This window comes from Paenibacillus plantiphilus (assembly GCF_927798095.1).
Classification (GTDB): domain Bacteria; phylum Bacillota; class Bacilli; order Paenibacillales; family Paenibacillaceae; genus Paenibacillus_Z; species Paenibacillus_Z plantiphilus.
The window spans coordinates 216564-229743 of the sequence record NZ_CAKMMF010000002.1 but is presented as its reverse complement, the minus strand read 5'-3'; the positions used below and the strand labels follow the sequence as shown (position 1 = coordinate 229743).

General features: G+C 50.7%; 13 protein-coding genes. 10 read left to right on the top strand and 3 right to left on the bottom strand.

Going from position 1 to position 13180, the window contains the following annotated elements; translation table 11 throughout:
- Positions 1 to 16: 16 nt before the first annotated feature.
- The 6 genes from cobA (at position 17) to L6H65_RS02405 (ending at position 5868) form a co-directional block, all read left to right on the top strand.
- Positions 17 to 775, top strand: coding sequence for a uroporphyrinogen-III C-methyltransferase (gene cobA, locus L6H65_RS02430; RefSeq protein WP_236338750.1), 759 nt, complete (start codon positions 17 to 19; stop codon positions 773 to 775).
- Positions 776 to 1140: 365 nt separating this feature from the next.
- Positions 1141 to 1818: a DNA alkylation repair protein gene (locus tag L6H65_RS02425; RefSeq protein ID WP_236338749.1), complete on the top strand. Its 678-nt coding sequence runs from the start codon at positions 1141 to 1143 to the stop codon at positions 1816 to 1818.
- A 61-nt stretch (positions 1819 to 1879) separates the two neighbouring features.
- Positions 1880 to 2356, top strand: a complete 477-nt coding sequence (locus L6H65_RS02420; protein ID WP_236338748.1) for a hypothetical protein — start codon at positions 1880 to 1882, stop codon at positions 2354 to 2356.
- 97 nt (positions 2357 to 2453) lie between these two features.
- A complete protein-coding gene (locus L6H65_RS02415; protein WP_236338747.1) occupies positions 2454 to 3278 on the top strand; it encodes an alpha/beta hydrolase family protein in 825 nt (274 codons plus the stop codon).
- A 258-nt stretch (positions 3279 to 3536) separates the two neighbouring features.
- Positions 3537 to 4496: a cation diffusion facilitator family transporter gene (locus L6H65_RS02410; RefSeq protein WP_236338746.1), complete on the top strand. Its 960-nt coding sequence runs from the start codon at positions 3537 to 3539 to the stop codon at positions 4494 to 4496.
- Positions 4497 to 4560: 64 nt separating this feature from the next.
- Complete coding sequence (locus tag L6H65_RS02405) at positions 4561 to 5868, top strand: glycoside hydrolase family 3 protein (RefSeq protein WP_236338745.1); 1308 nt, start codon at positions 4561 to 4563, stop codon at positions 5866 to 5868.
- A 594-nt stretch (positions 5869 to 6462) separates the two neighbouring features.
- On the opposite strand, the gene L6H65_RS02400 is transcribed toward L6H65_RS02405, so the two are convergent.
- Positions 6463 to 7488 carry a LacI family DNA-binding transcriptional regulator gene (locus L6H65_RS02400; protein WP_236338743.1) on the bottom strand — a complete coding sequence of 342 codons (1026 nt, stop codon included), beginning with the start codon at positions 7486 to 7488 and terminating at the stop codon, positions 6463 to 6465.
- Between the two features lie 275 nt (positions 7489 to 7763).
- Positions 7764 to 9533, bottom strand: coding sequence for a glycoside hydrolase family 13 protein (locus L6H65_RS02395; protein ID WP_236338740.1), 1770 nt, complete (start codon positions 9531 to 9533; stop codon positions 7764 to 7766).
- Positions 9534 to 9934: 401 nt separating this feature from the next.
- Here L6H65_RS02395 and L6H65_RS02390 point away from each other — a divergent pair, with 401 nt between their 5' ends.
- The 4 genes from L6H65_RS02390 (at position 9935) to L6H65_RS02375 (ending at position 12078) form a co-directional block, all read left to right on the top strand.
- Positions 9935 to 10525: a TetR/AcrR family transcriptional regulator gene (locus L6H65_RS02390; RefSeq protein ID WP_236338738.1), complete on the top strand. Its 591-nt coding sequence runs from the start codon at positions 9935 to 9937 to the stop codon at positions 10523 to 10525.
- 6 nt (positions 10526 to 10531) lie between these two features.
- Positions 10532 to 10882 (top strand): DMT family transporter, encoded by a 351-nt coding sequence (locus L6H65_RS02385; RefSeq protein ID WP_236338737.1) that lies wholly within the window; start codon positions 10532 to 10534, stop codon positions 10880 to 10882.
- Between the two features lie 113 nt (positions 10883 to 10995).
- Positions 10996 to 11310, top strand: coding sequence for a DMT family transporter (locus L6H65_RS02380; RefSeq protein WP_236338839.1), 315 nt, complete (start codon positions 10996 to 10998; stop codon positions 11308 to 11310).
- Between the two features lie 102 nt (positions 11311 to 11412).
- Entirely contained in the window at positions 11413 to 12078 is a 666-nt protein-coding gene (locus L6H65_RS02375) for a serine/threonine-protein kinase (RefSeq protein WP_443093978.1), read from the top strand.
- Between the two features lie 217 nt (positions 12079 to 12295).
- Here the strand turns inward: L6H65_RS02375 and L6H65_RS02370 are convergent, their stop codons facing one another.
- Positions 12296 to 12937, bottom strand: a complete 642-nt coding sequence (locus tag L6H65_RS02370; RefSeq protein ID WP_236338736.1) for a DsbA family oxidoreductase — start codon at positions 12935 to 12937, stop codon at positions 12296 to 12298.
- Positions 12938 to 13180: the final 243 nt, after the last annotated feature.

The following is a 13180-nucleotide window of genomic DNA, read 5'->3' as shown; positions in this document are numbered from 1 at the left end:
AGGAGCGTGGGTATATATGTACGGTAAAGTGTATTTGACCGGCGCTGGACCGGGGGACCCGAAGCTGATAACGCTGCGCGGATTGGAAACGATCCGGCTTGCGGACGTCATCATTTATGATCGGCTCGTATCCAAGGAGCTTGTGAAGGAAGCGCAATCCCATGCAGAGCTATTGTATGCAGGCAAAGCATCAGGCCATCATACGATGAAGCAGGAGGATATTAACGCCTTGATCGCAGATCGCGCGATGCGCGGCCTTACGGTGACGAGGCTCAAGGGCGGAGATCCGTTCGTATTCGGACGGGGCGGCGAAGAGGCTGCTTATTTGGCGGACCGGGGAATCGAATTTGAGCTTGTGCCAGGCATTTCGTCTTGTATCGCCGCGCCTGCTTATGCAGGCATTCCTGTTACACATCGTACTTTGGCGGCATCCTTCACGGTCATTACCGGGCATGAATGTGTAGGCAAGGATACTGCTTGTGTCGATTGGGCATGGGCCGCCGGCGCTGAGACGCTGGTCGTGCTGATGGGCTTGCAGCAGCTGCCAGTCATTGTTGATCAACTGCTAATGAATGGCAAAGCGGCAGATACGCCGATTGCGCTTGTTCAAAGCGGGACACGCGAGGAGCAGCAGACGGTGGTCGGCACGCTCGGCAATATTGTGGCTAATCCGCAGGTATCGGAGCTGTCTAGTCCTGTTGCTATTGTAATTGGCCCTGTGGTCGCTATGCGGGAGCGGCTGCAATGGCGCAAGATCGAAGCTGTTATCGCATAGTGAGATAGAGATGGTTTGAAGTCGGATTGCACGTAATATGGAGTTGCGAAGGAACCTTCATCTCCACTTTGACAGTGATGCTGAAGGTTCTTCGTATGATCAGGTTAGCCAGTGATTGCTGGTTGGCCTTTTTTTATGGTCTGTATCGTTTTTGCGCATGTGCTGGAATTGATTGATCCACTCGGTCGCTTGGGCTTCCCTATTGGGGCATCCTCTTGATTTCATCTTTTCGTTTTTTTCTTAAACTGGTATATAGTGGTTGATAAGGATGGTGTGTGGATAAACGATATGCGTTGTGCATGTGGACAATGGACTGTTATGCTGAGAAGAGCTGAACTGAGCTGACAGAAGGGGAGGAATATGGAATGGGACAAGCGCCGTATGAACTGGAGCTGGAGCTGTGGCTGCGCAGTCATTCGAATAAAGAGAAAGCAGCTGCGATGGCTGCTTATATGCGGGATCAGTTCCCTTTTCTAGGTATCAAATCACCGGAGCGGGTCGCGCTGACAAGGCAGTTTCTGAAGGAGAAGGGAACGCCGGCGTTAGAAGAGCTGGAAGCTGTTATCCGAGCACTGTGGAAGCTCCCGGAGCGGGAATACCAGTACACGGCTATAATGCTGCTGGATAAGCGCTTGAAAGGGCTGGATGCAGCATGGATCGGGCTGCTGGAGATGATGATTATTACCTCGTCATGGTGGGATACGGTTGATATTATTGCCGGCAGGCTTGTGGGCTCCTTGTTCGCGCGTTATCCCGAGCTTATTCCGGCGTATGCGGGCAAATGGATAGAATCCGACAATCTTTGGCTGCGCCGCAGCGCGATTCTATTCCAATTGGGCTACAAGGAAAAGACGGATAAAGAGCTGCTGTTTGCGTTCATCCGTCAATGCGCAGACGAGGAGGATTTCTTCATCCGCAAGGCAATCGGCTGGGCGCTGCGGGAGTATGCGAAGACAGATGAACAGTCGGTGCGTGCGTTCGTTAAGGAAACTCCGTTATCCACGCTTAGTGTCCGTGAAGCATTAAAGCGGATCGGCGCATAAGCTTCTCGGCATGCTTTCGGATGGAAAGAATTTAAAAAATGAGTTTCATGGGGGAATAACAATGGAGAGGTTCATCGAACGAGTAACATTGAAGAAGGCTGTGGCTTGGATAGTAATGAAGCGGTTCATTGGAGCGATAGCGTTGCTCGGATTGCTGCTGCTGTCAGCCTGCTCGGATGGGGCTCCGCCGCAATCCATTGCAGAGGCTTTGAAGCATGAAGGGGTTGCATTTGTGGAATTGGGAACGGCCGCGGATAGAGAATTGGAAGGCGTTCAGCCGCAAAAATACAAGCTTGATGATACGAATCAACTGTATATCTATGATTTCGGTACGATAGAGAAGCGGGAGTTGGGGCATGATAAGTTTCAGCAGAGGCAGTTATTTCTCAGTTCTTATCCACCTACTGTGCTTCAAGAGGGCAGTTATTTAGTTCTATACTACAATGACGCGATTTCTACAGGCCCGCCAATACCTGCGGAGATAGAACAAACTAAGTATGGAGTTAAGATAGCGGCGGCGATTGCGGCACTGAATTAAAATGTGTGAAATTACGGTTGACGAGGGGAATTGTTCATGGTATTCTTAATTCCAAGCAAATAGGTAGGATTAATAGGAATAAGGCGGTGCCGTGACGATGAATCATCCCATTACTATAAAAAGCGGGCAATTGGAATTGTCCGGTGTATTGCAATACCCCCCACTTAATAGCGATGAACAGAGAGCGGACAAATACCCGCTTATTATTATATGCCACGGTTTTATCGGCAATCGAATGGGCACTGACAGGCTGTTTGTCGAGGCTGCCGACCGATTGACGAAGAGAGGTTATTTGGTGCTCCGTTTCGATTACGGCGGCTGCGGTGAGAGTACGGGTGATTATGGCAGCGGCGGCTTGGATGCTCTCATTGAGCAGACAAGAACGGTGCTTGATTATGCGGCTGGTCTTGATCTGGTTGATCTCGAACGAATTATTCTGGTGGGGCACAGTCTTGGCGGGGCAGTAGCCGTGCTGACGGCATCGCGGGACAGTCGTGTGAAGTCGCTGGTGCTGTGGTCGCCTGTGGCCCATCCTTTCATGGATATTCGCAATATTATTGGCGTCAAAGCAATAGAGGAGATCGAGCGGACCGGCAAAAGCGATTATATGCACTATGAGCTGACGAAGCAGTTCACGGATTCGCTGGCGCAGTTTCAGCCGCTGACAGAGCTACGGGGTTACAATGGCGATGTGCTGATTGTGCATGGTACGGCGGATACGGTCATCCCTGTGGACTATTGCTTTTTATATCAGAAAATGTTCTGGCTGCGGAAGGAAGGCAACTGCGATAAAGAAGTTATTATGCAAGCGGATCATACTTTCTCCTCCAAGGCCGAGCGGGACCATCTGTTCGACATCACATTCCGCTGGATTGATGCCATTGGCAAACGCCGCAATGATTGGAGCCTATGGACGATATAGCTTATAAAAGCACCAACAACCCTTCTTTATGAGAGGCCGCCCTTCGGTCTCTATAGAGGAGGGTTTTCTCCGTGCAGCCGCCGCCGCAGGGATAACTGCCCCTTTATTGATCGAGCGCTTGACAAATTTTCACTTTAGCATAAAATAAACATATGAACAATTACTCATATGTTGTTGGGTATCGATTGAAGCCCCACGAGAAATGCTGATTTGTCTATTGCCAGAGGAACAGATTTAACTTAAAGGGAGAGGGTATATATGCACCACCATCACGGTCATAACCATGATCACCACGGCCACAGTCATAGTCACGGCCATAATGATCACGATCATCATCATGGTCATACAAGAGAGGGGAATAAGAAAGGGCTTTTGATCGCTTTAATTATTACTGCGGGCATCATGCTGCTTGAGTTTTTTGGAGGTTTGATAACGAACAGCCTTGCGCTGCTGTCTGATTCGGGTCATATGCTAAGTGATGCCAGCGCCCTTCTCCTAAGCCTAATTGCGATAGCATTCGCTGCAAAAGCAGCCTCTCCCCGCAAAACATACGGCTACTACAGGTTTGAGATTTTGGCTGCGCTGTTCAACGGGGCAACATTGTTCGTTATTGCTGGCTTTATTATATGGGAAGCCTATGGGCGGTTGTTCGCTCCGCCGACCGTAGCGAGCGGTTCGATGATGCTCATCGCGTCGATCGGACTTGCTGCAAATGTAGTGAGCGCCTGGTCGTTAATGAGAAAAGGGGATGTTAAAAACAACATTAATCTGCGCAGTGCATACTTGCACATTATCGGGGATGCGCTTGGCTCGCTCGGAGCGATCCTGGCTGGATTGGTCATGCTCATATTTGGCTGGTATATTGCCGATCCTATTATTAGTGTGATCGTGGCGCTGTTAATTCTGAGGGGCGCATGGGGGGTCATTAAGCACACCTTCCACATTCTGATGGAAGGCGCTCCGCCCGCCGTTAACCCTGAGGAAGTAAAGCGTGTGCTGGAGAATATCGCAGGTGTCAAAAATGTGCATGACCTGCACATATGGACAATTACATCCGGTTTGGATTCCTTGACCTGCCATTTGCTCGTTGAGGATGAGAGCGATCAGGGCGTGATTTTACAGGAAGCGATACACCAGCTTAAGAAGCTGTTCCATATGGATCATGTCACCATTCAGATCGAGACGTCGAGGATTCAACATTCGGAGCTGCGCGTGTAAGAGCATGATGGATACTATGCCGGTGCGATTATAATTGCTACAACGTGTGAGAGGATAATGCAGCATGCAATTGCGATGGTCGAGTATTATGCTAGTGGCGCTGTTCATCGTCTGCTTTGCGGCGGGGTGCTCGAAGGAGTCCCCTGCTGCTCCGCCTGTGAAGGCTCCTGAAGAAACCGCCCAGCCAGAAGAGACATCGGCCCATTCTCCGCCAGCAACAGGCAGCGACCCGGAAGAGGAAGCGCCGAGCCAGCTGGATGGTATGACGCTGGAGGAGAAGCTGGGCCAGCTCATTATCGCGGGGGTGAAGGGGGATGCGCCTACAGTAGAGATGAAGGAAATGCTTCTTAGTCAGTATGTGGGCGGAATTATTTTTTTCAAAAACAATTTATCTGCCAAGCCTAAGGATGTCGCAGACCTGGTCAACCAGCTCAAAGCATGGAATAGAACGAGTGGACAAGCGCCGCCGCTGTTCTTCTCTGTTGATCAGGAAGGAGGGCGAGTAAGCCGTCTGCCGGGAGTTCATGCGCTGCCTACAGCTCGCGCAATTGGCAAAACCAATGATGCTGAATTCGCGGCGTGGGTCGGGAGCAGCTTGGGAGAGATGTGCAGACTTATGGGTATGAATATGGACTTTGCCCCTGTACTCGACATTCATAGCAATCCCGATAATCCTGTCATCGGAAGTCGATCCTTCGGAACGACTGCAGAGCTTGTGACGCGGATGGGGATGAGCGCTTTGAAGGGGATTCGAGAGGAAGGGGTTATCCCGGTCGTGAAGCATTTTCCAGGCCATGGAGATACAGCGGTAGATTCCCATCTGGACCTTCCCGTCATTGGGAAGGACTTGAAGGCGCTGCAGGCGATGGAATGGCTCCCATTCGTAGAGGCGATTCGTCAAGACGTCGATGTTGTGATGGTCGGGCATTTGCTGCTGCCTGAGCTTGACCCTGAGCTGCCAGCTTCACTTTCGAAAGTGCTGATTACAGAGCAGTTAAGAGGAGCATTAGGCTTCAAGGGTGTAGTTGTGAGCGATGATATGACGATGGGCGCTATCTCCAAGCAGTACGGAATGGGAGAAGCAGCTGTTCTGACGATCAAGGCTGGCGGTGATCTTGTGATGGTCGCGCATGAGTATGAGAATGTGACCAAGGTATTGGATGCGCTGAAACAAAGTATTCAGAGTGGAGAACTAACAGAGCAACGCATTGATGAGAGCGTCAGCAGAATTCTGGAGCTGAAGAACAAATATAAGCTGAGTGACGAGACGCCTATTGAGTACCCCGACCAGAAGCTTGCTGCGCTGAATGAAGAGATTGGCAAGAGGCTTGCTGCTATGGGGCTTGCGCCAGCTGCTGCGGCGGGCCAATAGTTAGGTTAGCAGGCTCAAGCACGCTTCATTCAAATCCGCTCGAAAAACCAACCAACCAACCAACCAACCTAGCTTGCAATTCAACCGGTTGCCGATTATAAAGTTGTTTTACTATTATCAACCATTGCTGATTATCTATTGTAAAAATATATCAATCCCATCACTTCCCTCGAAAGCTTTTTCTTCGCTCAATCTCAAGAAATAAAGGCATGGTTGCAGCTTAGGTCTCCTGACACGGGTAATTCGGCAATGCAATATAGAGAAAACCCGATGGATAAGATATTAAGCTGCAAATCTCCCCGTATCTGATTAATTCGCGCACATGCAAACTCCACCTATATCTGCTATCAATCGTACATATCTGCGCTGTAACGCTGAGAAACCCTCTTACAGATGGCAAGGCATCGCAGAATCCGCTTTGGCTATCTCCATAAGGCGGAAAAACCGCGTTACAGCACGGAAAAGTGGAATGAGGCGGCGCACTGGATATTCGAGATGCAAGCGACTGCTAGCCTTTGTTTGAGCAGTACGGCTGCCCAAGCGCGGAGAGCAGCTCTGTAATACCCGGATAAGCAATAGGACGAGTCTGGTTCACTACTCCGATGAAATTTGATTGATCGATGATTTGCGCACGATGAGACGGTGCGGAATAATAATCTGATCCTCTGGCAATGGCTTGCCTTGCGCGGAACGGAGCAGAAACTGGCTAGCTGTATAGCCAAGATGGTAGATTCCGATATCCACGGAACTGATTGGCGTCGATGCCACCCCAGACAGAGGAATGTTGTTGAAGCTGACCAAGCTGATGTCTTCAGGGACGCTGTAGCCCAGCTCTGTTAATCCGCGAAGCACACCGAAAGCAATCGCATCGTCAAATACGACCAGCGCGCTCGGACGATCCGGCATGCTCATATAGCCGGAAATGGCGCGAAATCCGCTTTGCTGCATCATATCAACGGCTATCGCCCACTCAGGCCTTGCAACGATATTAGCTTCACAAAGCGCTTTGTGATAGCCGGCGAGCCGATCCTGGGACACGACCAGATTCGTAGGTCCGTTAATAAATCCGATTCGTGTATGACCCTGTGAGATAAGATGATTGGTAGCATCTTGCGCGGCTTGAACATTGTTGTTGTCTATTGAGAGTACATCCTGATAATCATCGCTTCTTCCAATAAGCACGAACGGGAATTCGTTCTCCTGCAGGAATCCGATAACGGGATCGCTCGTCCTTGAGGACAGCAGCAGGATGCCGTCAACCCTCTGGCCCCGAACTAAACGCGAAATCGCCATGAGCTCGTCCGTATCCTTCGTGACAGTCGTAATTAGCGTATCATAGCCGGCGCTTGTTGCTTGCGTTACAATTCCGCGAAGCAGCTCGCCAAAAAAGTCATTCTGAAACAACTCTTCAGCCGGACGAGGCAATAATATACCGAGTGTTTGCGTCGTCTTGGAAACCAAGCTCTTCGCCATAATGTTGGGGTGATAGCCTTCCTGCTCCATAATCGCCTTTACTTTGCGCGACGTTTCGTGGCTAATTCTTGGATGATTAGAGACAACTCGGGAAACGGTTGATGGGGAGACACCGGCGATCTTCGCGATGTCCTTTATTGTAACCATAGCTATACCCTCCGTGTACACAGTCAGGTGCAAACGTATGCACGCTGTTCCTTCATTATTGTGCGCCATGCGATGCTTGTGCAATAAAGTATACACTGATTATGCACGTAAGGAAACGAAAATGAAAGCGATGTCATAATCATCCGAATCCGTAAAAAAAGGGGAAAGGCTGTCTGCAATCATCAGCGGGATGATTGCAGACAGCCTTAGTTGTGGTAGATTGCGTTATGCATTGCCACGCGCGTGCCAGAAGCTGCGTGTGGTTCACGGGTGTATTATTGCTTGATCCGTGGTTTATTCACCGCTTGTTCCAGCATAATAAAGCTGTAGGGCGGCAGATTGAGCGTTATTGTCTTGTCCTTGACCTTCACCGCTTCATTGGTGAAGACATTGCTCCAGCTGCCATTGACTACGGGAACAACGAGCTTCCGGGAGCGTTCTCCTGCATTGATGGCAATAATAAAGCGGTTGCTGTCGGCGCTTCTGCGCTCATAGACGATAGCAGCATCCTTGGCAGCTGCGTGTAAGAAGCGAATGTCGATAGACCTCAGCGCAGGATTCTCCTTACGAAGCGCGATCAGCGTGCTGTAAAAGTGGAACAGCTCGCTGTTCTGGGCGCTCTCGTCCCATACCATGCATTGACGGCATTCAGGATCGCCGCCGCCGGACATGCCAACCTCATCGCCATAATAAATACATGGCGTGCCCGGGAAGGTGAGCTGGAACAGCGAAGCCAGCTTCATCCGGCGCTCATCTCCGCCGCAAAGGGTCAAGAGTCTTGCGGTATCATGGCTGTCGAGCAGGTTGAACGCAGTCTCGGTAACCTGCTGGGAATAAGCGGCGAGCTGTGCCCCGATTGCTTGGGTGAACTGCAAGCCGTCGAGCGTACCGTTTGCTGTATAATCCAGCACCGCATTCGTGAACGGGTAGTTCATGACGGCGTCGAACTGGTCGCCGTCCAGCCACATCAACGAATCATGCCAGATTTCGCCAAGGATATATGCCTCTGGATTAACACCCTTCACTGTTTGCCTGAACAAGCGCCAAAAGTGATGATCTACCTCATTGGCTACATCCAGCCGCCAGCCGTCGATTCCGATTTCTTCGATCCAATATTTGGCTACCTTAAGCAGGTATTCCTTTACATCGGCGTTCTCGGTATTCAGCTTGGGCATCGTTGGCTCGAATGAGAAGGCATCGTAGGTTGGGAAGCCATTCTCTACTCGGAGCGGCCACTCCCGCACATGGAACCAGTCGGCATACTTGGAGGCAGAGCCCTTCTCCAGCGCGTCGATGAAAGGCGGGAAGGTCTTGCCAGCGTGATTGAATACAGCATCCAGCAGAACGCGGATACCGCGCTTGTGGCATTCGTCTACAAGCTCCTTGAGCTTCTCGTTAGTTCCGAAATGCGGGTCTACCTTCAAGTAATCCTGCGTGTCATATTTGTGATTGGTCACGGCCTCGAATAATGGTGTGAAGTAGATTGCATTGACGCCGAGATCGGTCAAATGGTCGAGATGATCTATCACGCCCTGAAGATCGCCGCCGAAGAAATTATCGGGCGTAGGCGTAGCTCCCCATGGCTCAATGTTTGCCGGGCTGATGGATGGATCGCCGTTGGCGAATCGCTCAGGGAAGATCTGATAGAAGACAGCTTCCTTCACCCATGCAGGCGGTTCGAACACATCGATTGGATTAATGAAGGGGAAGTCGAAGAAGGTGTCGGCATTCCCTGGCAGCTTGGGAACGAAGCCTTTCTCCGTCATCCACAGCTTCTTGCGGCCTTTCTCCAGCTGGAAGGAATAGCGAAGTCTCCGGTAAGGGGGCTTCACAGCTACTTCCCAATAGTCGAATAGCGTATCTGAGATAAAGAGGCGCATCGGCAGCTTATTCACCGTGCCCTCCCAAGCGTATTTGTCACCGACAACAGCCTTAACCGCGTCGATATCACCTTTTTTTGTGCGTATCCGTAAATGCAGCGTCTCTCGGTCATAGGCGTAAGCCCAATTGTGCTTCGGACGATGATAGATAGCTTCGAGCAGCATTTTCTGGTCACTCCCGTTTAGTAAAATAGGTCCATACAAAAAAAAGTACAACCTCGTTATCAAGCTGACGAGGTTGTACCTTGTAGGTAGCAGGGCCTTTAAATTGTGTACGCCAATTATAGCATGGAAGGCTCTGTTTAGGTAGTGAAAGGTTAGAGAAACCAAGGGAAATACTGTATGTAATAGACTGTAAATTAACAATTTCATAATAATTAATTATGATTCAAAAGACCTATAAAATTAAACAAATAAACGTGACAAATGTAGGATGTGGTAATTATACATGACAGCCCTGATTTCTCCTAATAGAATCCTTGACATGGATGGTCGAAAGGGATAGTCTCATAGGAAACTAACGTTCGTTAGGTGATGGGAACATGATAAAGGTGGAGGGAACAGCAATGACTGCGAATCGTTTGAAGCAGGCCGCAATGGCATTATTTTCTGCCTCTGGTTATGATGGTGTCTCTTTATCAGAGATTGCCAGAGAGGTCGGTATTAAGACACCGTCCATCTATGCGCATTTTGAGTCGAAGGAGCAGCTGTTTCTGTCTATTATGGCAGACGAGATGGAAGCAGAGCATGATCGATTCACTGCGCTAATGAAGGAAGCTGCGGCCTTGGAGCCGTTGGAGCAATTATATGCGGCATTTAAATTTTTCACGGACCTGGATCATTTGACCAACGGTCAGGCATTTATGAAGCGGACGCTGATTGTACCGCCCAAGCATCTGCAGGAGCAGCTTCGTGCGCGATTTATGGATTATGAGGGGGCTTACAGCCCGTATTTTCTAAAGCTGTTTCAGCAATGTCTGGCGGAAGGCAACTACAGCGAGTCGGTCGGCAATCGGTTCCTTGCTTTATTCTATGCCTTGATTGATGGCTTGCTGGTGGAGCATAAGTTCTATGAACCGGATATTTATCGGGAGCGCCAGTCGATCATATGGGATTGGATTCGGGAAGCTGTGCAATCTGGGAAAACGAGGGGATGACACATCATGGCGTGGCTGTACTTAATTATAGGCGGATTATTGGAGATTGGATGGGCATTCGGGTTAAAGGAATCGCAAGGCTTTACATTGCTGCTGCCAAGTGTGCTTACCGTGCTGGCAATGATCGCCAGCTTCATATGCTTCGCCAAATCGATGAAGAGCATTGAGATCGGCACCGCTTATGCCGTATTTACTGGAATCGGCACCGCAGGAACGGTCATCGTGGGCATGCTGGTGCTTGACGAGCCGGCTGAACTGCTTAAGCTGCTGTTCGTCGCTCTGCTGATCGGCGGTATTGTCGGTCTTAAGATGATCTCTGCGGACCCGAATAAAGAGGAGGAAGCAACAGCGGAATAGTGAAAGGATCGAGAAAGGATCATAGAGAAAGAATCATAGAGAAAGAATCAGCGGAACAGACAACGAGAAAGACAACGAGAAAGACAACGTGAGCTTACAAGGGGGAGAGAATGATGGCATGGGTGTTCCTGCTGTTGTCGGGGCTGGGTGAGATTGGCTTCGTAACGTTTATGAAATTGTCGGACGGGTTCAAGAAATGGAAGGCGACGGTTGGTACGGTGCTGCTCGGCGGATTCAGCTTCTATTTCTTATCCAAAGCGCTGCAATCTATTCCGATCAGTACGGCGTATGGAGTTTGGACAGGGATCGGAGCGGCCGGCAGCGTGCTGCTGGGGATGATTGCTTTCGGGGAATCGCGTGATCGCAGGAAGCTGCTGTTTATAGCGATGATCATAACGGGTGTGGCGGGGCTGAAGATCGTCGGATAAGGGCATGAGAGCCTGGACCTTTGACGGTCTTTCTTTTTATGGAGGATCGCATTAAAATGTAAATTATAGACGACATCTCCATGGAAGAGGGAACGAATAATCGTGACAACGGAACGCAATATAGAATCTTTGGCAGTATGGATGGAGGAGACGCTTCTCCCTGCGCTTGTGATCGAAAGCGTGCATGATGGCGAGCCAATTGTCGTGCGGAATCAGCCTCAGGGCTGGGAGAAGCTAGGGGCTGGCAATTATGCCGCTGTCTTCGCTCATCCAGATGCAGAGGGGGTTGTTATTAAGGTCTATGCTCCGGGCCGCGAAGGCTGGGAGGAGGAGGTAGAGGTATACCGCCGCCTTGGCGAGCATCCTGCTTACTCGAAGTGCTATCATGCAGGCGAATGGGAAGGCCGCAAATATTTGATTATGAAACGGCTGCAAGGAACTACATTATATGAATGTATAAAGAAGGGCATCCGAATTCCCCAAGAAGTCATTGATGATATTGATGCAGCGCTCGATTACGCAAGAGAGAGAGGGCTGCATCCGCATGATGTTCACGGCAAAAATGTAATGATGGCGGATGGCAAAGGCATCGTCGTTGACATATCGGACTTTCTGAAGAAGGAGCCCTGCCACATGTGGGATGATCTGAAGAAGGCATACAACCGCTTCTATGTGCCGTTCTTGTCCAAAGCTCCTGTGCCTATGCCGGACTGGGTGATGAATAGCGTGCGCAAGGGCTATCGCTTCTTCCGATCCGCCCATTCATAATGCTGCTCCGCCCGACAAAGGCGGACAGGCTGTCCCTGCTCCATCGTGGATAGCGTCGTATGCAGAGACAGTTTGTCCGCGCGGGAAGCCGTGCGTGCGGTACGCGCAGGACGATCCGTCGAGCATGGCGAGTCTGGTGCAGGTGCAGTATGTGTAGTGCGTGCAGGGCGAACCGCCGAGTGCAGCAGTTTGCGTGCAGGACGAGCCGCGCGCAGGGCTAGGGCTGCTCGTCCTTGGCTACACGTTCCAGCAGCTCTACCAGCTTCTCCGCAGGGTAAGCGCCGGATAGTGCATAACGATCATTAAAGACGAAGAAGGGCACGCCTGTGATGCCGATCCCGGCAGCCGCTTCCAAATCTGCATCGACGGGTTCATTGCCTTCGCCCGCTTGAAGCTGTGCGGACAAGGAGCTGGCGTCTTCGCCGAGCTCGGATGCAATAACACTTAGCTCGTTCCACTTCGCAATATCGCGGCCCTCTTCGAAATAGGCGCGGAATAAAGCGTCAATGGCAGCTCCCTGCTTCTCTTGGGGCAGCAGCGCAACCATGCGATGGGCCAGACGAGTATGGGGCATTCGCGTCACCAGCTCGAAGCGGAAGTTGACGCCTGCCGCGGCTCCTGCCTTTGTTACCTGCTCCAGCATGCCTTGCAGTTGGGCAGGGTCCCCCACTTTACGCCGCATCGCCTCCGCGAACGGCTTGCCTTCCTCTGGCAAGCTTGGGTCCAACTGATAAGCGTGATAGCGCACGGTTACCGGCTCACCGCCCGCCTCCTCCCATAATTCCAGAGCACGACGCAGATTTTGTTTGCCGATTCTGCACCAAGGGCAAACCATATCGGAATAGAGATCAATATGCATAAGTAAACGCCTCGCTTCATTCATCATTTGTTTGCAAAGTTTTGCTTGTTTGTTTCAATATGTCCACAACAGGTTACAAATAATAGGACTCTATTACAGAACGAAGCTTGCGGAGAAGCACTTGACTCCGAGGGGCTTCGCTACTTCTGTATGCAGGCATGTGGTCGTGAGAGCACTGCCTGAGCGCAATGCGATCATTATACCGTATTTGTCCTGAGGACCGAAAGCTCGCAGACTATCGCT